The organism is Brevundimonas naejangsanensis, assembly GCF_003627995.1.
Taxonomy (GTDB): Bacteria; Pseudomonadota; Alphaproteobacteria; order Caulobacterales; family Caulobacteraceae; genus Brevundimonas; species Brevundimonas naejangsanensis_B.
The window spans coordinates 904,943-926,158 of record NZ_CP032707.1 but is presented as its reverse complement, the minus strand read 5'-3'; the positions used below and the strand labels follow the sequence as shown (position 1 = coordinate 926,158).

At 66.7% G+C, this 21,216-nt stretch carries 17 protein-coding genes; 10 read left to right on the top strand and 7 right to left on the bottom strand.

Going from position 1 to position 21,216, the window contains the following annotated elements; genetic code table 11:
- Nucleotides 1–99 precede the first annotated feature (99 nt).
- Complete coding sequence (gene gyrB / locus D8I30_RS04370) at nucleotides 100–2,529, top strand: DNA topoisomerase (ATP-hydrolyzing) subunit B (RefSeq protein ID WP_121481656.1); 2,430 nt, start codon at nucleotides 100–102, stop codon at nucleotides 2,527–2,529.
- A 245-nt stretch (nucleotides 2,530–2,774) separates the two neighbouring features.
- Here gyrB and D8I30_RS04365 read toward each other — a convergent pair whose 3' ends face one another.
- Genes D8I30_RS04365 through D8I30_RS04355 form a run of 3 tightly spaced genes read right to left on the bottom strand, consistent with a single transcriptional unit; the run spans nucleotide 2,775 to nucleotide 5,041 of the window.
- A complete protein-coding gene (locus D8I30_RS04365) occupies nucleotides 2,775–4,178 on the bottom strand; it encodes an exonuclease domain-containing protein (RefSeq protein WP_121481655.1) in 1,404 nt (467 codons plus the stop codon).
- A gap of 9 nt (nucleotides 4,179–4,187) precedes the next feature.
- Nucleotides 4,188–4,706, bottom strand: a complete 519-nt coding sequence (locus tag D8I30_RS04360) for an ImmA/IrrE family metallo-endopeptidase (RefSeq protein WP_121481654.1) — start codon at nucleotides 4,704–4,706, stop codon at nucleotides 4,188–4,190.
- The gene (locus tag D8I30_RS04355; protein ID WP_121481653.1) at nucleotides 4,703–5,041 is read right to left on the bottom strand and encodes a helix-turn-helix transcriptional regulator; all 339 of its coding nucleotides are present in this window, start codon (nucleotides 5,039–5,041) and stop codon (nucleotides 4,703–4,705) included. Before D8I30_RS04355 ends, D8I30_RS04360 begins: the two co-directional genes overlap by 4 nt.
- 398 nt (nucleotides 5,042–5,439) lie before the next feature.
- On the opposite strand from D8I30_RS04355, the gene D8I30_RS04350 reads away from it, so the two are divergent.
- The 4 genes from D8I30_RS04350 (at nucleotide 5,440) to D8I30_RS14345 (ending at nucleotide 11,311) form a co-directional block, all read left to right on the top strand.
- Nucleotides 5,440–7,179 carry a HesA/MoeB/ThiF family protein gene (locus D8I30_RS04350; protein WP_162938805.1) on the top strand — a complete coding sequence of 580 codons (1,740 nt, stop codon included), beginning with the start codon at nucleotides 5,440–5,442 and terminating at the stop codon, nucleotides 7,177–7,179.
- Nucleotides 7,176–7,691 carry a Mov34/MPN/PAD-1 family protein gene (locus D8I30_RS04345; RefSeq protein ID WP_121481651.1) on the top strand — a complete coding sequence of 172 codons (516 nt, stop codon included), beginning with the start codon at nucleotides 7,176–7,178 and terminating at the stop codon, nucleotides 7,689–7,691. Before D8I30_RS04350 ends, D8I30_RS04345 begins: the two co-directional genes overlap by 4 nt.
- A gap of 356 nt (nucleotides 7,692–8,047) precedes the next feature.
- A complete protein-coding gene (locus D8I30_RS04340) occupies nucleotides 8,048–10,033 on the top strand; it encodes an AAA family ATPase (RefSeq protein WP_121483386.1) in 1,986 nt (661 codons plus the stop codon).
- A 453-nt stretch (nucleotides 10,034–10,486) separates the two neighbouring features.
- On the top strand, nucleotides 10,487–11,311 hold the full coding sequence (locus D8I30_RS14345) for a hypothetical protein (protein ID WP_162938804.1): 825 nt from the start codon (nucleotides 10,487–10,489) through the stop codon (nucleotides 11,309–11,311).
- Here D8I30_RS14345 and D8I30_RS04335 read toward each other — a convergent pair.
- The 3 genes from D8I30_RS04335 to D8I30_RS04325 all read right to left on the bottom strand — a co-directional run bounded on the left by D8I30_RS04335 (nucleotide 11,240) and on the right by D8I30_RS04325 (nucleotide 14,067).
- On the bottom strand, nucleotides 11,240–11,887 hold the full coding sequence (locus tag D8I30_RS04335) for a hypothetical protein (RefSeq protein ID WP_121481650.1): 648 nt from the start codon (nucleotides 11,885–11,887) through the stop codon (nucleotides 11,240–11,242). The genes D8I30_RS14345 and D8I30_RS04335 overlap by 72 nt on opposite strands.
- 211 nt (nucleotides 11,888–12,098) lie before the next feature.
- Nucleotides 12,099–13,442 carry a diguanylate cyclase gene (locus D8I30_RS04330; RefSeq protein WP_121481649.1) on the bottom strand — a complete coding sequence of 448 codons (1,344 nt, stop codon included), beginning with the start codon at nucleotides 13,440–13,442 and terminating at the stop codon, nucleotides 12,099–12,101.
- A gap of 184 nt (nucleotides 13,443–13,626) precedes the next feature.
- A complete protein-coding gene (locus D8I30_RS04325; protein WP_121481648.1) occupies nucleotides 13,627–14,067 on the bottom strand; it encodes a hypothetical protein in 441 nt (146 codons plus the stop codon).
- 113 nt (nucleotides 14,068–14,180) lie between these two features.
- On the opposite strand from D8I30_RS04325, the gene D8I30_RS04320 reads away from it, so the two are divergent.
- Both D8I30_RS04320 and D8I30_RS04315 read left to right on the top strand, forming a co-directional pair.
- Nucleotides 14,181–15,152, top strand: a complete 972-nt coding sequence (locus D8I30_RS04320; protein ID WP_121481647.1) for an alpha/beta fold hydrolase — start codon at nucleotides 14,181–14,183, stop codon at nucleotides 15,150–15,152.
- A 68-nt stretch (nucleotides 15,153–15,220) separates the two neighbouring features.
- A complete protein-coding gene (locus D8I30_RS04315) occupies nucleotides 15,221–16,579 on the top strand; it encodes a hypothetical protein (protein WP_162938803.1) in 1,359 nt (452 codons plus the stop codon).
- Here the strand turns inward: D8I30_RS04315 and recQ are convergent.
- Nucleotides 16,534–18,405 (bottom strand): DNA helicase RecQ, encoded by a 1,872-nt coding sequence (gene recQ / locus D8I30_RS04310; protein ID WP_121481645.1) that lies wholly within the window; start codon nucleotides 18,403–18,405, stop codon nucleotides 16,534–16,536. The two genes, D8I30_RS04315 and recQ, sit on opposite strands and share 46 nt — an antisense overlap.
- A 280-nt stretch (nucleotides 18,406–18,685) precedes the next feature.
- Between recQ and D8I30_RS04305 the strand changes: the two genes are divergently transcribed.
- The 3 genes from D8I30_RS04305 (at nucleotide 18,686) to D8I30_RS04295 (ending at nucleotide 21,183) form a co-directional block, all read left to right on the top strand.
- Complete coding sequence (locus D8I30_RS04305; RefSeq protein ID WP_121481644.1) at nucleotides 18,686–19,585, top strand: class I SAM-dependent methyltransferase; 900 nt, start codon at nucleotides 18,686–18,688, stop codon at nucleotides 19,583–19,585.
- Nucleotides 19,585–20,322, top strand: a complete 738-nt coding sequence (locus D8I30_RS04300) for a pseudouridine synthase (RefSeq protein ID WP_240387322.1) — start codon at nucleotides 19,585–19,587, stop codon at nucleotides 20,320–20,322. Before D8I30_RS04305 ends, D8I30_RS04300 begins: the two co-directional genes overlap by 1 nt.
- 222 nt (nucleotides 20,323–20,544) lie before the next feature.
- Entirely contained in the window at nucleotides 20,545–21,183 is a 639-nt protein-coding gene (locus D8I30_RS04295) for a phosphoribosylanthranilate isomerase (RefSeq protein WP_121481643.1), read from the top strand.
- Nucleotides 21,184–21,216: the final 33 nt, after the last annotated feature.

Here is a 21,216-nt window from a genome sequence, read left to right as displayed (position 1 = left end):
TATCGAAGCTGTCGGGACGTGCTGAATTGCGTCTCGAGACAGGCGGTCGAACCGCCGCCTCTTCCCCGTCCGTTTCGCGGACCCTGAGCCGACGTTTTCATGACCGAACAGACTGCTCCCTCGCCCGAGTACGGCGCCGATTCCATCAAGGTTCTCAAAGGCCTGGACGCGGTGCGCAAGCGCCCCGGCATGTATATCGGCGACACGGACGACGGCTCGGGCCTGCACCACATGGTCTATGAGGTGGTGGACAACGCCATCGACGAGGCCCTGGCCGGCCACGCCGACCTGGTGACGGTCACCCTGAACGAGGACGGCTCGGTCACCGTCACCGACAACGGCCGCGGCATCCCGACCGCCATCCATGCCGAAGAGGGCATCTCCGCCGCCGAGGTCATCATGACCCAGCTGCACGCCGGCGGTAAGTTCGACCAGAACTCCTACAAGGTGTCGGGCGGCCTGCACGGCGTGGGCGTGTCCGTGGTCAACGCCCTGTCGGACTGGCTGGAGCTGGTCATCTATCGCGACGGCAAGAAGCACAGCGTCCGCTTCGAGCGCGGCGAGACCGTGCGCTCGCTCGCCGTCATCGGCGACGCGCCGATGCGCGAGGACAAGGGCCGGCTGCTGACCGGCACCGAGGTCACCTTCTATCCGTCGATCGACACCTTCAGCCACATCGACTTCGACCTGAAGACGCTGGAGCACCGCCTGCGCGAGATGGCCTTCCTGAACTCGGGCGTGGTCATCAAGCTGAGCGACAAGCGCGGGCCGGAGCCGGTCGAGATCCTGCTGCACTACGAGGGCGGGGTCGAAGCCTTCGTGCGCCACCTGGACAAGTCCAAGACGCCGATCCTCAAGGACGTCATCGTCATTCGCGGCAAGAAGGACGGGATCGAGCTGGATCTCGCCCTGTGGTGGAACGATTCCTACCACGAGACGATGTTGTGCTTCACCAACAACATCAACCAGAGGGACGGCGGCACCCACCTGTCGGCCTTCCGCGCCAGCCTGACCCGCGTCATGGGCGCCTATATCGAAAGCTCAGGGCTCGCCAAGAAGGAGAAGGTCTCCGTCTCGGGCGAGGACGCCCGCGAGGGCCTGACCTGCGTCCTGTCGGTCAAGGTGCCGGATCCGAAATTCTCCAGCCAGACCAAGGACAAGCTGGTCTCCTCCGAGGTGCGCCCGGCCGTCGAGAGCCTGTGCTCCGAAGGCCTGTCGACCTGGTTCGAGGAGCATCCGGTCGAGGCCAAGCTGGTCGTCTCCAAGATCATCGAGGCCGCCTCGGCCCGCGAGGCCGCCCGCAAGGCGCGCGACCTGACCCGGCGCAAGTCGGCGCTGGAGATCTCCTCCCTGCCCGGCAAGCTGGCCGACTGCCAGGAGCGCGATCCGGCCAAGTCCGAACTGTTCATCGTCGAGGGCGACTCGGCCGGCGGCTCGGCCAAGCAGGCGCGCAACCGCGAGAACCAGGCCGTCCTGCCCCTGCGCGGCAAGATCCTGAACGTCGAGCGCGCCCGCTTCGACCGGATGCTGTCGTCGGAGACCATCGGCACCCTGATCCTGGCGCTGGGCACCGGCATCGGCCGCGACGACTTCGACGCCGACAAGCTGCGCTATCACAAGATCATCCTGATGGCCGACGCCGACGTCGACGGCGCCCACATCCGCACCCTGCTGCTGACCTTCTTCTATCGTCAGATGCCGGAGCTGATCGAACGCGGCCACGTCTATATCGCCCAGCCGCCGCTCTATAAGGTGTCCAAGGGCAAGCAGCACCGCTACGTCAAGGATCAGGCGGAGATGGACGCCTATCTGATCGAGGAAGGCAGCGCCGAGGCGACGCTGGAGCTGGCCTCGGGCGAGGTGCGCGCCGGCATGGACCTGCAGGAACTGGTCCGCGAGGCCAAGGCCTTCAAGGCCCTGGTCGACCGCCTGGCGGCCCGCGCCCCCGCCTTCGCCATCGAACAGGGCGCCCTGGCGGGCCTGTTCAGCGAGGCCGCCGGCGAGCTGGCCGAGCGCGCCGCGCGCGCGGCCGAGCGGCTGAACCTCTACGCGGAGGAAGGCGACGGTCCGTGGAGCGGCGAGCTGGCCGCCCAAGGCGGGGTGGCCTTCAGCCGCGTGCGCCGCGCCGTCAGCGAGACCATCGTGCTGGACGAGGTGTTGGGCCGCTCGCTGGACGCCCGTCGCCTGGCCGAACGCGCCGTCGCCTTCGACGGCCTGTTCTCGAGCCCGGCCGTCTATCGCCGCAAGGACAAGACCACGACCATCCGCGGCCCGCTGGACCTGCTGGCGGCCGTGCTGGACGCGGGCAAGAAGGGCATCGCCATTCAGCGCTACAAGGGTCTGGGCGAGATGAACCCGGAACAGCTGTGGGAGACGACGCTGGACGCCAACGCCCGCACCCTGCTGCAGGTCAAGGTCGAGCACGGCGACGACGCCGACGACCTGTTCGCCAAGCTGATGGGCGATGTGGTCGAGCCCCGCCGCGAGTTCATCCAGGAAAACGCCCTGGACGCCGCGGTCGACGCCTGATCGGCGCTAGAACATTGGTCCGGGTCACTGCAGATGAGACCCGGGCCACAATAGATGAGACTGAAGTCACAGCGGACGGACTGGCTCCCTGGGCGTGTGTCCGAGACGACGCTCCCCCATGAAATCAGCGCCGGTAAGGGGCACCATGAGCGGACTCAAAGACCCCCTCCAGAGACACGACACCTCGCTAATCATGGTGCGACCACAGCCGTCGTAGCCGTGACGAGCTCAATGAGACGTCTCGATCAGACGCCTGCCGTGAAGGCTCGTGCCTTCGCTATGCGCGCGTCGAGCCATGCCCTGTATCCAGCCAAGATGCCATCGACGTCGAGTTCGCCGGACGCGACCAGATCGTCGATCGCCATCCGGGCCCCCGGCAACGTCAACGGTCCGCTTCGATCCTCTAGCAACCGCGCGGCCAGATCGAGATCGGCCGCACGTCGTTCTGCCTCCGTAAAAGCCGAACGGTGTTCCATATGGAGCAGCCGGCGAGCGAAGGTCTTCAAGCGAACGTCGCCGAAGCGATCGATAATAATCCGGCGATCCTTTTTGGATGCGTTGTGGAAGGCCGCCATCAGAGCTTCATCATCGCCTCCCGGAAAGCCGTCCTCGTAGAGCCGAAGTTCGACATGCGATGGCGGTACCCGATCCGTCCATCGTTCCGCCTGGATTTGAGCGATCCTCGCTCCGAAGTTTGAATGGCTCGCCAACCAAGCCGCTCGTGCCTCGGCCTCGCCGGTCTCGCCAAGAGGCCATTCCGAAGGTGCGTCCCACGCCATGGTCAAGGCGGGCGCCGCATTGATCCGAAGGCGACGCAGCGGGCCGGCCGGATCAGCGACCAGCGCTGTGAGCGCTTCATCCGATAAGGCGGCCGCTTCAGCGGGATTTATCGCTAGGTCCCAGCAAAGCCGGCCATTGGGATTGCCGGTTTCGGTGCCCAGGCATGAGACGAGCCGATGCGACGCCTCGAAGCGGCGGAACTCCGTGAGGATAAACACTGCTTCCGATGCGACCATGTCCGCGACCGCAGCTTTGTTGCTCGTGCGGACGAACCGGCTCCAGACCTCTTGTGCTTGAGAGGCCACGCGTCGGCAGAGATCGAGCGTGGTCCGCGTATCGGCCATGGCGTCATGAGCTGGCCCCTGGTCCAGCCCATTGGCTCTGGCAACAGCGTCCAGCTTGAAGGTTCTGCGCCCGTTGGCGTCCAGGGGCAGGGCCAGGCACGGCTCGGCCTCGGCGCAGGCGGCCAATACGATATGCATGGCGTCGGCACGCCCGCAGCCCGGAGTCGAGGTGAGATATGCCGGAAACAGGCACTGAAAGAGGGCGTGCCGGAGCATCTCCTCGTCGAACCGGATCGAATTGTAGCCGATGAAGATCGACGGCCCCCACTGCGACAACCGCCAGCGTATCTCCCGCACCATCTCGTAGTGGGAAGGAAGGCCGGCGTCGGTGAGGCGCTCGATCGACAACCGATTCGACAGCAGGGCCTGAGGGTGCGGGACGACATGCGGCTGCAATCGGCAGCGCAAGTCGAACCGGTCAAGCTCATTTAGATTGGCGTCGACGTGGATTGCCGCGAATTGAACGATCTGGTCGAAACCCTTCCTCAGGCCCGTCGTCTCGGTGTCGTAGAAGACGAAGCCCATCGTGGACGCTCAGGCGAGGAGGCGGAAACGCAGCGCCGAGGCGCTCACCCGAAACCGCCGCGCCAGCGCCTCGACCCGTTCATCGTCCTCCAAATCGAAGCCGCCGACGTCCATCATTGTGTCCAGAAGGAACTGCGGCATCAAAAGCTCGGCCGCAAAGGCGTTGGCTTCGATTTCACGCCAGTCGACGCCCTCAGAGGCCAGTTGGTCGCGCTTGAGAACTCTGAAGCCGCGGTCGACGTGCACCTCGGCCTTCAGAATGTCAGCGTGCAATTCATGGTGAGCGAACTCGTGCGCGAGCGTGAACCTCTGCCGGTTGGGATGGTGCAGAGCATTAACACCGACGATCCCGATGCCCTCGCGGATATAGGCCATGCCGGAAAGATCGTCCGCGAGGGGCGCGTGCTGCACCACTATGCCTCGAGCGCGAATGATCTTTTCGACCGGAACCGGGGCTGCGCGAACACCCGCATCGGTAAGTATGTCCCGTGCATGAGCGCGGGCCCTGGCGGTGTCGGCGCGTTTCATGACCGAGGCCGAGCTGCAGCCATAGCCGCGGCAATTATGCCCGAGATCTGCGCCTTGGCAGCAGCGCTCACGTCATCGGACAGAGCGAGTGCCTCGTTCTCCAGCGAAAGCGACGAGCGCGACGGCATTAGATCCGTGACATGGTCCAGCTTCAAGGCTGCGGCGATGTCGCAGGCATGATGAAGAAGAACGCTCTGCCGACCTCTTTCGATATTGGCGATCGAGGCGCGGGACAGCCCCACACGCGCAGCCAGTTCGGCCTGGGTTGTTCCCAGTTGTTGCCGGCGAACCTTCATCGCTTCGCCGAACTGCTGGTAGCGGGGATCTGGGATCATGGCTGTTGTTTGGGTTGCGTCGTCAGAAGTGTCAATGCGGCAAACATGATGCTATTATCACAAACATCATGAAGTTTGTATTGACGTCATTCAGATTCTCGTGAATTAATGGCCACGCTCGATCTTCCTGTGAGTTCGAGCTCGGATGCGAGCCTCTGGCGAAGTCCGATCCCACCATCGGCCGAACGAGGAAGCCATGCCGAACAACAAGCCTGATCGCCCCGACAATCCTGGGCGTCCTGACAACCCTGGGCGTCCCGACAACCCGGGCGCTCCGGGTCGCCCCGACCACCCGCAGCATCCGGATGTTCCGCCCGGTCCGCCCAGCCACACCCCCGGGCGTCCCGACGGTCCGCCGGTTCCCAGTCATCCGCCCTCGCATCGGCCGGTGGGCTGAGATGGACGGCTCGGCGCAGCGTGGGAGCGAACTCGACTGGTGGCATCGCTTTCCTGCCCTGCTCCAGGCCGAGCTCGACGCCTTCAAGATTTACGGCGCGGAGGCTGTCGTCGTTTCTTCGACGAACGGCTCCCTGATTGTCGAGGTGCAATGGCCGACCCAGGCCGGGCCTCTCGGTTTGAGAGTCGGCTACTGTCCTACTCATCCTTACGGACGCCCGTCCGTGGGGACGTCCGATCTGACGCTGTCTAGGCACCAGGATCCATTCAGTGGCACGCTTTGTTTGCTGACACAGGAGGCTGGCCAATGGCGCCCCGGAGAGAAAGCCGCCGACCTTATCGCGGCTCAGCTTCCCAAGGCCATCGAGGCTGCCCGCGCGCACGACGAGGGCCGGTTGAATGAGGCGGCGGACCTCGAAGAACACGCTGCCGATCCGCTGACGAGCTATTTCGATCACCTGTGCGACGCGAATTCCATCGCCCTGTATGACGCCAATCTGCGCGCGCCATCAGGGCGCTGGGGGCCCGCCACCTTCACCGTCCGCAACCGGCTGGCCGGCGGAGTTGAAATTGTCCTCCGGACGCTGAAGCCGACCCAGGGCCTCTGGCTGGCTGCTCCGTTCAAGCCCTGGGAGGAGCGGACGCCTATCCAAACCGTCGCGGGCCGCTGGGTGCGGATGAAGCCCGAAGCGACTTCGGACCTCGCTCGTCTGGCGGCGCAGGCCGAGGCGATCATCGCGCAGGATGGAGTTGGGCGAAAATCCGCTTCACGGGACTCCCGGAGCGCGCAGACGGGTCCCGAGCTGACGGTCATCCTTTTCGACGACGAGGTTGAATACGGCCGCGAAGGGCTGGGATGCCTGTTTCTCTACCGCTCGCCTCAAAACCAGCTCGCCCTTGTGAGCGGGCGCCGCATCGCGCCCGATCTTCTGGCCCGCGCGCCGGTGTCTGCGGGCCTGCAAGACAAGCGCGTCCTGCTCGTGGGGGCAGGCGCCGTCGGCAGCTTCGTCGGTCTGGAACTGGTGCGTGCGGGGCTTGGGCGACTCGACGTCGTCGATGGCGATACCGTCGAGCCTGGCAACAGCGTCCGCTGGGCTCTCGGGCGGGAATACTGGGGCCGCCCCAAAGCGCACGCCCTGGCTGACTTTGCGGCGCGTCACTATCCCCTCAGCCACGTCGTGGCCCATTTCGCCAAGGTGGGCGTGGCCGTAAACACGGTTGAACATGCCATTGGGCTGGGCATCCATCCGCTCGAATGGTTGCGGGAGAGAGTGCGTGAGGCAGATCTCGTCGTCGACGCCACGGCCTCCGACGAATGCCAGCTGTTCCTGGAAGACTTCTGCCGCAAACAAGGCAAGCCCTACATCCTTGGCCACGCTACTGAAGGAGCTGCGGGCGGCGCGGTGGCCCAATTCACGCCCGATAGGCCCGGCTGCCGCGTTTGCCTTGCCGAGCACTGGTGGGACAAGACCTTGCCCGAGCCTTTCGTCGATCCCTCCGGAGTTTTGGTGCCGGTCGGCTGCAATCAGCCGACCTTCACGGGCGGCGCCTTCGACCTGCAGGAAGTTTCGATGGAAATGGTCCGGACGGCGCTCGGCGTCTTGGTCCCGAGTCTTTACCCGAGGAGCCGGCTAGGGCTCGCGGTCGTGAACCTAGTGGAAGCGGGCGGGGGCCGCGTCACGCCTTGCTGGACGACTCATGACCTGACGCCGCATCCGCGCTGCTGGTGCAATAGGCAATGAAGCTCTGGATTTCTCGCCCGGCGCTCGAGGAGATCATTAGGCTGGCGGAACAGTATGCCCCCCTGGAGACAGGAGGCGTGCTGCTCGGCTGGCGCAAAGGTCCGGATCGCGTCGTTGCGGCCGTCGTCGGCCCCGGGCCCCTCGCGCTGCATGGCCGCCATATGTTCCTGCCCGACCACGCCTGGCAACTGACTCAGATCGACCAAGCCTTCGCCAGTACGGGGGGAGGCTTGGACTATCTTGGGGATTGGCACACCCATCCGGACGGTGCCGCCGAGCTCAGCGCCTTGGACCGTACGACCCTGCAGAAGCTTGGCCGACGGATAATGGACGCCGTCATGGCGATCGCCGCGCCGACGGGGGAGCAGAGCTGGACGCTAGCTGCTTGGCGGCAGCCACGCGGGAAATGGTGGGACCGCCCCGCAGCTGAGGACTGCGACCTCGTCATCTTCGACCCCGCACCAGGATCGCCTGATTGGATGCCCATGATCGGCGTTTCTAACATCGAGTAGATATCCGCATCACCGCGCGACGAACTCAGCCGCATTGCCGCAAGCCCTCCGGCAGGCTGAACGCGCAGCGTTTTGTAGCCTCGCGGAAGAGCCAGATGCGGTCAACAGACCATGCTTTGCTTCATGCCGAAGTGCAGGCCTTCAAGGCCCGGGCGTTAAACGTGGCTCGCGCCTGTGAATGGTGGCTCTGACCAACGTCGTCATTGGCGAAAGGGGTTTTGCTAAAAGTCTTCATGGTCGGCGCCAGCAATTTGGCGTGCTACCTCTAAGAGAACATTTTTTCTTCTTGGCAGTCGCAGATCAGAGATGGGTGCCAAGCCATAATGGTGGGGCGGCTCAAGCCCCGGGCGGGGCGCATGCACATTTCACGAGTGGTGATCCGGAATTTCGCGAACTTTCAAACGCTCGATATCCGGACCGGCGAAGACATGGTGATCGTCGGGGAAAACAAGGTCGGCAAGAGCAACTTCCTCCGCGCGATCCAACTGGTGCTGGATCCGAGCCTGTCCGAGCGTGACCGCAGGCTGGGGCTGGAACATTTCTGGGACGGCCTGGGGGACGATAAGCTCGGCAGCGTCGTCGAGGTCAGCCTCGAGTTCACCGAGCGAGCGGAGAATGCGCGCCTGTTGCGACACCTCGCGGACTGCGTCGTCGATGTTGGACCTCCGTTCGTAGGGCGCGTCACCTACCGATACCGGCCGAAGCCCGATCTCGGAGGCCCGCCGACCTCGATGGCCGACTACGAATATGTGATCTTCGGGGGTGTCGATCCGGAAAATGACATCGGTTCAGATATGCGCCGGATGACGCCGCTGGATGTCCAGGGTGCCCTCCGTGATGCGGAGAAAGAACTCGCCTCCTGGAGACATTCTCCGCTACGCCCCTTGATCGAGGAACTCGCCGAGACGCTCAGCGATGACGATCGGGACGAAATTCAGACGGAGATTGACGACGCCCAGTCGGAGCTCACGAGCCGTCCGGAAATACAGGCGGTCGCGAACCGGATCGCCACGCGTTTGGAGGCGATGGTGGGCACCCAGCATACGGTGCCGCTTTCGCTCGGCCTCACGCCGACTCGGCTTGACGCTCTTCTGCGCGGGCTCCGCCTTCTTATCGACGGAGGGACACGCGGGATCAGCGACGCCAGCGTCGGCAGCGCTAATCTGATCTTCCTAGCGCTGAAGAGCTTGGAGCTCGATCGTCTCGTTGCCGATGGAGAACGCGACCACACCTTCTTCGCGGTCGAGGAGCCCGAAGCGCACCTCCATCCTCATCTGCAGCGCCTGATCTATCGCCATTTCCTTGGGACCCAGCCGCGTGGCGCGGACGGACCGAGGGCGCAATCGACCGTTCTCACCACCCACTCGCCGCATATCGCGAGCGTAGCGCCGCTCCGCTCGATCGTGTTGCTGCGACATGATGAGGAAGTTGGCGCGACGACCGGTGTCGCCGCTGCTACGACGCCGCTCACCATCGAGGATGTGGCTGACCTCCAGCGCTACATCGATGTCACCCGCGGCGAGATCTTCTTCTCTCGGGGCGTTATCCTAGTCGAGGGCGATGCGGAACGTTTTCTCGTCCCGGCCTTCGCGGACGTCCTAGGCATGTCGCTTGATGAACTCGGCGTGACGGTCTGCTCTGTCGGGGGTGTGAACTTCGCGCCTTACGTCAAATTGCTCGGTGCGAACGGTCTCCAGATTCCGTTCGTGGTGCTTACGGACAAGGATCCCATCGACGCGAACAGGTCGTTGGGGGTGCCGAGGCTGAAGAGACTGTTGCGCGTGATTACGCCGGGAGTGGAACTCGGCGAGCAGCCGATTCGCATCGTCTACACGGACGGTGACGGGAAACTTCGCAGCCACACCCCCGATCTCTTCGTGGAGAGGGAAACGCACGCCGAATTCATTGAGGTGAAATGGGAGCGAGACGCCCGTGCTCCAAAGAATGAAGCACGATGGCCGTTCATTGCGTCTGCCATATCCGGTCTGGGCTATACATACGCTGTCGTGACAGAGCGGCACCTCATGCATCAGCCGCTGAAAGCTAACGTCGATCGGCTGCTTCGGCATCAGCATTCTCCGCAGCTTTCACGAGCAGCGTCCGCGATGCTTTGGGACGCCTTGGCCGCCGAGCCACAGACGTTGGCAAACATCCTCGCAAGCCAGGCAGATCCGTCGGAGCCTTCCGTTCTTCGGGCGTTGGCGGATGGCTGGCTTTGCACCGACCTCTCGCAGCCAATATCGCCACGTTCGCTTGTCCGGTTACCGCTGGATCGACAAAGACGGACAAGACGACTTGGAAGGGCAAGCCAATTTCATTGGCTTGCTTGCCAAGTTCCGTGACCTTTCGCCCGTCCCGTTCGATTTCGATATTGAAGATGACGATATCGCGTTCCGCTTTTTCTACCTCTCTCAGGGACTGATAGGAAACCTGAAGAAGCTGCTTCTGAAGAGTGCGCGGCTGCTGAGGCGAGCCCAACCCTCGTGACATTCGTCAGAGAAGTGGGCCTTCGCGCGAAATGGCGGAGGGGAAACCTCATAGCGGTCGGAGAGGAGGATGTTGAGAAGTGGGAAGGAGGATTGACGACATCCGGTCGCATCGGGGCTCCGCTGGGTCTTAGTGGGGCTGCAGTTAGCCGCCGGCTCAAGCAGCTAGGATTTTCGCCCCTCTCACCTTCGAGCTCCAAAGACAAGGTTTCAGCCGTTTGGCTGAAAGCAGAAGTCGAGGAGGTGGACTTTTCATCGCAGTGGCTCTCCGCCAGCGGGCGGCTCTGTCAGCCGGCGAAAGGGGGGCGGATGCGTTTAATCAATACGAGAACCGGCCCCACAATCGGTCCCGATGACGTCTCCCTGGTACAACTTCAGCGATCGATGCACATCAATCGCACCACTCTAAGCCTGCTGGCGAGAGCGGGGTTTTTGGTGCCTGGTGGATTGACGGGCGCAGGTCATTTGCGAGGAGTATCGCGGGCGTCTGCCGAACTTTTCGACAAACAATATATATCCAGCACGGCTATCTCGCGGCGTTACGGCCTCAGCGCGATTTCCATAACCCGGCGTATTCTCGCAACCGGCGCCACGCCCATTCTGGAAGGTCACAGCTCAGCGCGATATCAGTTCTGCTGGCGAAGAATCGACATTGAGAAGATCGATTTCGAATGCAGCTTGAGAAATCGACACGGCCGCCGTCACAACGCTCCAAAGCCGGATTACATGGACCTGACCCTGTCCGAGAATGAACCTGAAGGCTCGGCTGTGGTGACTCGTGTCGCGCTCAACTTCCTCGGCACGAACGCAGCCAGCCTACGGGCTGCTATCGAAAGAGGATTGCTGTCAGCGGCCCAGGTGAGTGCGAAGGGCAGCATCATCGCAGTGTACGCTGGCGAGGTCCGACGATTTGCAGACGAATACGGCTACACTCCAAAACTCAGTTCGGAGTTGGGAATCTCTGAGAATGCTCTGCTCAAGACGCTGAAGCTAAGGGGCGCGATCCCGATTATCCCCGGCAAAGCGCCGAGCCAGGCATTGTGGCGGCGAGCCGAGTTGGATTTAACCGACATCCTGGGCTTTGGCGGGGATCAGCAGGAGCCCGAGCCTAAATCTGCCAGCTTGCCATTCTGAACATGGCCCGACAGCTGAGCCGAGTCTCATCAGATGTGACGTCAGATGTAACCAGTCGCATCCTAGGTGGCGCCGAAGTCTAAGCTGCGTGACTCCTGGCCATGAAAAACTGAGTCGGAACAACGTCCGCAGTCTCAGGTCTGCTGACTCGGACCACATCAACAGCACTGTGTGCGCGATCAGAACGGCCAGGGCGGTGCGCTGAACGGCGACCGCCGGCCAGATCAGCATGGGCAGGATGCAGCTGAAGCGCACGCCGTGGTAGGCCAGAAGGCCGACCACCGTCGGCACGACCGCTTCGTGCAGCGTCACCGCATAGAAGATGTTGACCCCGAAACTGGTGATCACCGGGATCAGCAGGGCGCCGGCCAGCGCGGGCCTGTGCCGGGGGTAATAGGCTTCGAGCGAAACGCCTTCTTCGTGGCAGGCGCGGAGCACCTGACTGATGAAGATATAGGGCAGGGCCGTCGCCAGACAGGCGAGAATTTCACTCGGCCCCAGCTTCATGTCGGCCTGGGCGTTGAAGAGGGACAGCCACTGCTGGCAGGCCGACAAGAGGACCACGACGCCGAGCATCGGCGTGGTCCATCCGATGGTGATGCGGCCGCGCGCGATACATCTCGGCGAAGGCCGTCGTGACGTTGGCCACCGCCAGCCTCAGCAGCAGCGCGTAGAATGCGAAGAGCGCGTCGAATTCCGCCATGCCGTCCCCCGAGGGCGGCATTTCCAACCCTGTTTTTCGAAGGCGCGAAAGGCCTTCGCCCGGTCAGGTCCCGGGGCGGGCGCCTCAGCCGTTCTGTTCGACGCGGTTGCGGCCCGCCTGCTTGGCCCGATACAGGGCCTCGTCGGCGGTCTTGATCAGATAGTTCTCGTCGGGGTGTCCGCCGTGCTCGGCCGCGCCGATGGAGGCGGTGACGCGCAGGCGTTCGGCCCCGCCGATCTTGATGTCGCGCGCTTCCAGCGCCTGGCGCGTGCGCTCGGCCACGGCCACCGCCTGCTGCAGGGTGGTCTCGACCAGGACGATCAGGAACTCCTCGCCGCCGTAGCGGAAGACGAAGTCGCTGGGGCGCACGTTCTCGGTGACGGCTTCGGCCACCTGGCGCAGCACCTCGTCCCCGGCCGGATGGCCGTGCTCGTCATTGATGCGCTTGAAGTGGTCGACGTCCAGCAGCAGCACCGACAGGGGCGTCTGATTGGCGTTGGCGAAGCCGATCTCGCGGCTGAGGATGGAGGAGAGGAAGCGTCGGTTCAGCGTGCGCGTCAGCGGATCGCGGCCGCCCTCCAGACCCGCCAGGCCCTGGAACATCTCATTGAGCAGGAAGGCGATCTCCTCGACCCCGGCCTGCAGGGCCGTGAGGGACTCGGCGCGGTCGCCTGCGTCGATGCGCGGAAGAAGGTCCTCGTCGATGCGGTCGATCGCCTGATTCAGCCGCTCCAGATGGGGCGAGGCCTCGAACAGGAAGTCGGCGCGGTGGCGGATCCACAGGCCGAAGGGCGAGCGGCCCAGGGCGGAGGTCGCCTCGTTCGGACCGGCGCCCAGGATGCGGAACAGGGTCTTCTGGCTCCATTCCATCAGGCTGGCGCGCTGGCTCTCGCGCTCGAAATGGATGTCCTGGTCCAGGGAGAAGAGGCGGTAGGCCTCGTCCATCCGCGCCCGGTTCATCGTGCCCTTCACATAGGACTGGCTCATCAGCAGGAGGGCCGCGTCGATGCGTTCGCCGACCAGGCGCAGCTGGTCGAAGCGGGCCTCGTCGTCGGCCAGAAGGTCGGCGATCCGCCCCTTCAGCACGGCGGCGCCGGCCATGACCAGGTGCATGGGAATCTTGATGCGGGCGTGGACCTCGCCGATCTTGGTCTGGCGGGCGATGAAGCTCTTGCCCTCGACGTCCAGGCCGGGCGCGAACAGGTCGATCAGCCAGGTCCGAAGCGACGGGCTGAGACGCTCCTGCACGATCGAATGATGCAGAAAGCCCTGGGCCTCGCGGTCCTCGAGCAGGACGTCGTAGAAGGCCTTCACCAGGGCGTCGGCGTGATCACGGACCAGGCCGCGCAGGCGCTCCATGCCTTGTGGGTCGAGCTGGATCTCGGGAGCGCGGGACGGCGTGGCGACGGCCGAGGTCAGGTGGGGCAAGGCGGGGACTCTGGACTGTTCACAAGACTCGCCCGGCCGCTCGCGCGCCGCCGCCCCGCCTGGGCGGGGGCAGGGGCGAGGGCCGCCGGGGTCCGAGGCGCGCGCCTCGGATCCCGGCCGATAGACGGCCCGACCTTTGCGGGCAAGGGGGAGCCCGTCGTCGCCGCTCACAGCGGCGCGGAAATCAGCGCGGCTGCGGTCGTCCGGCCTCAATGAAGGCGCGGATGGACGGATGGGTCGTCGTGCCGCGGTCGCCGTCGCAGAGCATGGACTTCACATAGGCATCCAGCGAGTTCTTGGCGATCGCGTCGAAATCGTAGCCGTCGTCGATGCGCTCCTGTTCGGCGCCGTCCGGCCCATAGAGGATCTCCACCCCCGGCTTGGACTGGTTGGCGGCGCAGCGAATGGTGATCTCGCCCGCCGAGTAGGACAGGTCGGCGGACGGGCCTGCCGACGGAACGCGGGCCAGGACGGCGGTCCTGGCGTCGCCCGCCTCGGTGATGGAATCCACGTCCAGCATGAAGACGGTGGCCGAACTACGCGAGACGACGTGCCAATTCTCGGCCAGGACCGGCGATGCGGCCAGGCTCAGAACGGCGGCAATGGTGATGACGGTTTGCTTCATCGCATCCTCCCCAGAGTGGCCGGATTTCACTCCTTTTGCGGCAAAAATTCAATGACTGAACCATAAGGGGGCGCGGACGAGGTTTCGCCGCGATCAGCGGGCAGGCTGGCGCCATGCCTTCTTCGTCTCGCCTCGCTGCGCTGCCCGTTGTCTTCGCCGTCGTCGCGGCCGGGGTCCTGGCCGGGGTCCTGGTCGGGGTTCTGGCCGGCGGGACCGAAGCCCTGGCCGCGGGCCAGGCCCCCGCCGCCGCGGCCTACGCCCCTGCGCCGTTCCAGTCGTCGCGCATCCTAGTCGAGGCCCGGGGCCGGGCGCGCGGCGAGGGTCCCGACGTGGTGCTGATCCCCGGCCTGGCGTCGACCTCGGCGGTCTGGGCGCGCGCGGCGGCGGGGCTGGAGGACCGCTATCGGGTGCATCTGGTGACGGTGCGCGGTTTCGGCGACACGGCGGCGGGGGCCAACGCCGAAGGCCTGGTCGGGGCGCCGACCGCCGCCGAGATCCGCCGCTACATCGAGGAGCAGGGTCTGCAGCGGCCCGCGCTGATCGGCCACTCCATGGGCGGGCAGGTGGCCCTGCGGGTCGCCGCCGACGCGGGCGACCGGGTCGGGCGGGTCATGGTGGTGGACGCCTCGCCCTTCTTCCCCTCCCTGATCAGCCCCGGCTCGACCGCCGCCGACGTCGAGCCCCTGGCGCGCCTCGCCTATCAGGCCTTGATGCTGCTGGGCGACCAGGCGCTCAGGACCCAGGCCACGTCCATGGGGCTGGAGCTGGGCGGCGCCGCCGACAGCCTGTTCGACGGCCTGGGTTGGCAGGGCGGCGACCGACGCGTCCTGGCCCAGGGGCTGTATGAGGTCATGACCACCGACCTGCGGGCGCGCCTGCCGCTGATCGCGGCGCCCGTCACCGTCGTCTATGGCTGGAGCCCCGACGACCGCAACCCGCGCAGCCAGGTCGACGAGCTGTTCCGCGCCGGCTACCGCTCCCTGCCCCGTCCCGCGACCTTCGAGCGGATCGAGGGGGCCGAGCACATGGTCATGATCGACCAGCCGCGTTCGTTCCAGCAGGCGGTCGAGCGTTTTCTGCGGTGAGGGGCCTTCCCTGGCTGGACGTCGGTATCTGAATTTGCCATCTGCCTTCCCATCTTGTGGGGGCGACGATGCTTGGTTTCGGAAAGACGGCGGGAGCCCTGGCGGCGGTTCTCTTGGCGGGGGCGAGTTTGGCCGCCTGCACGACGGCGGTCGATCCCATCGCCCGGAACGCGCCGCTGAAGCTGGCCTTCGCCGAGCCGGTGGAGAGTCTGCGCCAGCGCAGCGACAGCGGCGACCGGGAGGCTCAGTACGCCCTGTCCTTCCTCATGCAGGGCGGGTTGCGCGGGGTCGAACGCGACGCCCTGGGCGCTGAGGCCTTGCGGGCGCGCGCCGGCGAAACCCGCACGCAGATGACGCCGATCTATGTGCCGGGCGCGAAGGGCAGCCCCGGCACGACCACCATGGTTCCGATCAGTTCCTATGGCGTCAGCGACGCGGAGGCCCGTCGCATGGACGCGTGCGGCGCCATGCTCCTGCTCGGCGAGCCGGCGCTGGGGGGCGCCGTCTGCGGCTCGCCCGCGGCCTATATCGATCTGCTGCCCGCCGGGGCCGCCGTTCGCGAAGAGATGATGCGCGGATTTCTCGCGGCCGGCGTCCGCGTCGATCCAGCCACGGTGAGCGACTGCGGCGCCACCGAAGCCCTCTGGGCCGACGCCGCCTTCCGCATGGGGGCCGGCGACCGCGACGGGGCGGCGGCGGCCAGCGAACGGGTCATCGCCCTGTGCGGCGACGGACAACGCTCCTGGCATGCGCGCGTCATGCGGGCGCAGCTGCATCTCGACGCGGCCGAACCTGACCAGGCCCTGGCGGTGATGGCTCCGGTCGAGCGCCCGGCCCCCGCCCCGATCGGCGCCTTCGCCAGCGAGGTCGTCATCGCCGCCCACGCGATGCGCGAGGACTGGTACGCCTATCGCCGGGAACGGGATCTGCTGGTGGGCGCCTCGCTGGACGCGCTGCGGGCCGAACCGGAGACCCGATTGATCGAGACCTTCCCCGTCCAGGGCGGAACGGCGACCCTGTTTGAGCGCCAGGGCCAGCTGCTTCCGGGGCTGGAGGCCGAGATGGTCGCGCTTGTGGCGCCGGATGACGACCGGGCGGCGTTGCGCGGAATCTGGCTGACGCGGCGCGACGGCTTCGTGAACGGGAAGACGGCGTGGTTCCTCGATGAATACCGCTGCGACGGCCGCTCGACCCTGACCTATTTCACGGACCGGCCGTCCGAGGCCATGGTGCGCGATCACGTCGCGCGCCGCCTGAGCGGCGCGCTGGAGGCGCTGTCCACCGTGGTTCAAGGGCCGGGCCCGGCGACGGCGTGCCGCTGGCCGGTGCAGGTCGCGCCGGGGCTGGGCGACGACCCGGCCGTCCTGGCGCGCCAGACGGCTCAGCCCGACGCCGCTTCCAGCGCCGCCAGCACGCCCGCGCCGTAGCGCTCCAGCTTGCCCGCGCCGACACCGGGGATGACCGCCAGCTGGTCCAGGCCGCGCGGCTCCTGCAGGGCGATCTCGACCAGGGTCTTGTCCTGGAAGATGACGTAGGGCGGCACGCGCTGCTCGACCGCGCGGTCGCGGCGCCAGGCGCGCAGGGCCTCGAAACGGGCGCGCACGTCGGCGTCCAGACCCTCGACCGCCAGGTTGCGCCCGGCGTTGCGGCGCGGCTTGTCCAGGGCGACGGCGCGCGTCGGCGGCTCCTTGACCCGCACCTCGCGCTCGCCGCGATAGACGGCGCGCACGGCCTGGGGGTCGCCCAGGCGGATCAGGGGCTTGCCCTCGTTGGGATCCTCGACCAGCAGGCCCTCGAACATCAGGTGGTCGATCACGTCGCGCCAGCCGATCAAAGACAGGTCGGCGCCGACGCCCCAGGTGGACAGGCCCGCCTCCCACGGCTGGACGTCCTTGGTCCGGCCCATGAGGTGGTCGATCACGCGGGTCCGGCCGAAGCGCTCGCCCAGGCGCTGCACCGCCGCCAGGGCCTTCTGCGCCGGGACCAGGGCGTCGAAGGTGGCGGGCGGGTCGCCGCAGACGTCGCAGACGCCGCAGGGCTGTGCGTCCTGTTCGCCGAAATAGCGGCGCACGGCCTGAGGCCGGCAGGTCGCGCCGTCCAGCATGGCGAACAGCTGACGCACCTTGCGGGTCTGGACCTGCTTGACCTCCTCGGCCATCGGCCGGCCGTCGAGCCGGCGCAGGGACCAGGCGATGTCCGAGGGGCCGTACAGGGTGACGCCCTCGGCCGGTTCGCCGTCGCGCCCGGCGCGGCCGATTTCCTGCCAATAGGCTTCCAGCGAACCGGGCGGGTCGGCGTGGATGACGAAGCGCACGTCCGGCTTGTCCACCCCCATGCCGAAGGCGATGGTGGCGACCATGACGGCGCCGTCCTCGGCCAGAAAGCGCTCCAGCCGCCGGTCGCGCTCGCGGGCGTCGAAGCCGGCGTGATAGGCGATGGCGTTGGTCCCGGCGTCGCGCAGCGCGTCGGCCACCCGCTCGCAGCCGTCGCGGCTGCCGCAATAGACCACGCCCGACCGGCCGCGCCGCTCGCGCACCAGTTCGACCACGCGCGCGTCGGTGCGGGCGCGCGAGCCGTTGACCTTGCGCTCTGCGGTCAGCTGCAGGTTCGGGCGGGCGAAGCTGTCGACGAAGACGCGGGCCTCGCCCAGCTTCAGCGAGGCGAGGATGTCGTCGCGCGTGCGGGCGTCGGCGGTGGCGGTGACGGCGATGCGCGGCACGCGGGGGAAGATCTCGGCCAGGCGGCCCAGGGTGCGGTAGTCGGGGCGGAAGTCGTGGCCCCACTGGCTGACGCAGTGCGCCTCGTCGATGGCGATCAGGCTGATCGGCAGTTCGGCCAGACGCTCCAGCATGGCGCCCGAGGCCAGGCCTTCGGGCGAGACGTAGAGCAGGTCCAGCTCGCCCGAGCGCGCCGCGCGCCAGACGGCCGAACGCTCGTCCATGGTCAGGCCGGAATCCAGCCGGGCGGCGGCCACGCCCTGCTGCTTCAGCGCCTCGACCTGGTCCGTCATCAGGGCGATCAGCGGCGAGACGACCAGGCCCACGCCGGGGCGCAATATGGCCGGCACCTGATAGCAGACGCTCTTACCGCCGCCGGTCGGCAGCACGGCCAGGACGTCGCGGCCGGCCAGGACTTCCTGGATCACCGAGGCCTGCAGCCCGCGAAAATCGGCATGGCCCCACACCCGCTCCAGCAGGGTCCGCGCCTCGTCCAGGGTGGGCGAGAAGTCTGCGGGCGGAGGGACGTCGAACATGGCGGCCGTTGTGCCGCATTCGGCCGGGGGTGTCACGATGTGATCCCTTCTCCAACCGCGTCCTTCTGCCCTTGTGGGAGAAGGTGGGCGCCGAAGGCGCTCGGATGAGGGGTTTCAGGACGCAGGATGCAGCGGCTGTCTTTAAGGGGCGAGAGACCACTCATCCGTCTGGCTGCGCCAGCCACCTTCTCCCACAAGGGGAGAAGGGTTTGGGCGCGCTAACGCCTTCGGCTGCTTGAGCGCCTTCTCCCGCAAGGGGAGAAGGGATAATGGGCAGCTCATGACCACGCTTCTCTACGGCCGCCCGCCCGCGGTGTTCGATCCGCCTGCGACGGCGACCCAGACCTCGCCCCTGATCCCCGGCTCGACGGCGCTGGAGACGGTCGCGCCCGGTTCGGTCGACGGCGTCATGCTCTACGCCCCGCCGGGCGCGGTGGAGCGGCGCTATACATTGGCCCTGGCGCTCCAGGCGCTGAAGCCCGGCGGGCGGCTGGACGTCATGGCGCCCAAGGACAAGGGCGGCTCGCGGCTGGGCAAGGAGCTGAAGGCCTTTGGCCTTGAGGTCATCGAGACGGCCAAGGCCCATCATCGCCGCTGCATCGTCATCCGCCCCGAGGCGGTCGAGGGGCTGGACGCCGCTGTCGAGGCGGGCGCGCCGCGCGTGGTTCCGGGGCTGGAGGCCTGGTCGCAGCCGGGCGTCTTCGCCTGGGACCGGATCGATCCGGGCACGGCGCTGCTGGCTCAGGTGCTGCCGCCGCTGAAGGGGGCGGGCGCCGATCTGGGCTGCGGCTTCGGGGCGCTGTCGACGGTGGTGCTGCGGTCGCCCGCCGTGACGGCTCTGCGGCTGATCGACATCGACCGGCGGGCGGTGGAGGCGGCGAAGCGCAACGTCGAGGATGCGCGCGCGAGCTTCGACTGGGCCGACGTGCGGACGCTGGACGGGGCGGGCGATCTGGATTTCATCGTCTCCAACCCGCCCTTCCACGACGGCGGCGCCGAGGACCGGCGCCTGGGCCAGAACTTCATCCGCAAGGCGGCCGAGATGCTGAGGAAGGGCGGGACCGCCTGGATCGTCGCCAACCGCCACCTGCCCTATGAGGCCGAACTGGACGCCGCCTTCAAGCGGGTGCGGATGGTCGTCGACCAGGGCGGCTACAAGATTTTCGAGGCGGTGAAATAGTGGCGGGCAAGATTCCGACGTCCCGCGTGGACAAGCTGCTGGGCTCCATGGGCTACGGCTCGCGGGCCGAGATGGCGCGCCTGGGCAAGGCGGGCGGGATCGTGCTGGACGGCGCCGACCTGACCGACGTGTCGAAGCGCATCCCCGTGACGCCCGACCTGCCGAGCCGCATGGAGATCGACGGCGAGCCGCTGGATCCCGTGCCTGGCCTCGTCATCCTGTTGAACAAACCGCTGGGCATGACCTGCTCGCACAAGGAGGACGGGGCGCTGGTCTATGACGTCCTGCCCGACCGCTGGCGGCGGCGCGACCCGGCGATCTCGACCATCGGGCGGCTGGACAAGCAGACCAGCGGCCTGCTGCTGCTGACCGACGATGGCGACCTGCTTCACCGGGTGATCAGCCCCAAGCGTCAGGTGGCCAAGGTCTATCGCGCGACGCTGGCGCGGCCGCTGAACGGGACGGAGGGGGCGCTGTTCGCCTCGGGCGAACTGGTGCTGGAGGGCGAGGACAAGCCCCTGGCGCCCGCCGTGCTGGAGGTGGTGTCGCCGACCGAGGCCCTGCTGACGGTGACCGAAGGGCGCTATCATCAGGTGCGCCGCATGTTCGCGGCGGTCGGCAACCACGTCGAGGCCCTGCACCGCGAGCGGTTGGGCGGGCTGGCGTTGCCGGACGACCTGGCGCCGGGCGCGTGGCGGCTGCTGAGCGAGGACGAGATCGCGTCGATCTTCGCCTGAACCTTCATTTCGTCATCCTCCGGCGGAGCGTAGCGACGACCGGGGGACCCAGCGGCGCCGAAGGCGATCTTTGCGGCAAGCGCCACGCCCGCGTCTTTCGCGCGCACGCGCGCCGCTGGGTCCCCCGGTCTGCGCCGCTGCGCGGCTTGCCGGAGGATGACGAAAGAAAAGGAGGGAAGGGCGGCGCTTGACCTACCGCCAGCAGTCGCGCACCTGCCTTTCATGACCCTGACCAAGATCTGCGGCCTGACGACGCCGGATACGCTGGATGCGGCGCTCGACGGTGGGGCGGCCTTCGTCGGAGCGGTGGTGTTTCCGAAGAGCCCGCGTCACATCCCGCCGCTGCACGCCGCCACCCTGTTCGACCGGGCGCGAGGGCGCGCCAAGATCGTCGCCGTCCTGGTCGATCCTGACGACGTCCTGTTGACCGAGGTCGCCCTGATCCTGCGGCCCGACTTGATCCAACTGCACGGTCATGAGACGCCGCAGCGCGCGGCGCAGGCGCGGCGGCTGACAGGAGCGGGGATCATCAAGGCCCTGCCGATCCGGGACGAAGCGGACTTCGCCAGCGTCGCCGATTGGACCGGCGTCGCCGATCATCTGCTGTTCGACGCCAAGCCGCCGAAAGGCTCCGATCTGCCCGGCGGAGTGGGGGCCTCGTTCGACTGGCGGCTGATGCAGAACCGGGCGCTTCCGGCAAACTGGTTCCTCGCGGGCGGGCTGTCGCCGGAAAATCTCACCGAAGCGGTGCGGATTTCAGGGGCACCGATGGTCGATGTCTCCTCTGGCGTCGAAAGCGCGCCGGGTGTTAAGGACCCTGACCTGATCCACGCCTTCCTCGAGGCCGTATCCCGGTCCTGATTTCGTCGCCTTCCTCCCTGAAGACTGTCGTTG

Coding starts and splice junctions, on each gene's coding strand:
- gyrB (WP_121481656.1), top strand. CDS start 100: ATGACCGAACAGACTGCTCCCTCGCCCGAGTACGGCGCCGATTCCATC.
- D8I30_RS04365 (WP_121481655.1), bottom strand. CDS start 4,178: ATGGGCTTCGTCTTCTACGACACCGAGACGACGGGCCTGAGGAAGGGT.
- D8I30_RS04360 (WP_121481654.1), bottom strand. CDS start 4,706: ATGAAACGCGCCGACACCGCCAGGGCCCGCGCTCATGCACGGGACATA.
- D8I30_RS04355 (WP_121481653.1), bottom strand. CDS start 5,041: ATGATCCCAGATCCCCGCTACCAGCAGTTCGGCGAAGCGATGAAGGTT.
- D8I30_RS04350 (WP_162938805.1), top strand. CDS start 5,440: ATGGACGGCTCGGCGCAGCGTGGGAGCGAACTCGACTGGTGGCATCGC.
- D8I30_RS04345 (WP_121481651.1), top strand. CDS start 7,176: ATGAAGCTCTGGATTTCTCGCCCGGCGCTCGAGGAGATCATTAGGCTG.
- D8I30_RS04340 (WP_121483386.1), top strand. CDS start 8,048: ATGCACATTTCACGAGTGGTGATCCGGAATTTCGCGAACTTTCAAACG.
- D8I30_RS14345 (WP_162938804.1), top strand. CDS start 10,487: ATGCGTTTAATCAATACGAGAACCGGCCCCACAATCGGTCCCGATGAC.
- D8I30_RS04335 (WP_121481650.1), bottom strand. CDS start 11,887: ATGCTCGGCGTCGTGGTCCTCTTGTCGGCCTGCCAGCAGTGGCTGTCC.
- D8I30_RS04325 (WP_121481648.1), bottom strand. CDS start 14,067: ATGAAGCAAACCGTCATCACCATTGCCGCCGTTCTGAGCCTGGCCGCA.
- D8I30_RS04320 (WP_121481647.1), top strand. CDS start 14,181: ATGCCTTCTTCGTCTCGCCTCGCTGCGCTGCCCGTTGTCTTCGCCGTC.
- D8I30_RS04315 (WP_162938803.1), top strand. CDS start 15,221: ATGCTTGGTTTCGGAAAGACGGCGGGAGCCCTGGCGGCGGTTCTCTTG.
- recQ (WP_121481645.1), bottom strand. CDS start 18,405: ATGTTCGACGTCCCTCCGCCCGCAGACTTCTCGCCCACCCTGGACGAG.
- D8I30_RS04305 (WP_121481644.1), top strand. CDS start 18,686: ATGACCACGCTTCTCTACGGCCGCCCGCCCGCGGTGTTCGATCCGCCT.
- D8I30_RS04295 (WP_121481643.1), top strand. CDS start 20,545: ATGACCCTGACCAAGATCTGCGGCCTGACGACGCCGGATACGCTGGAT.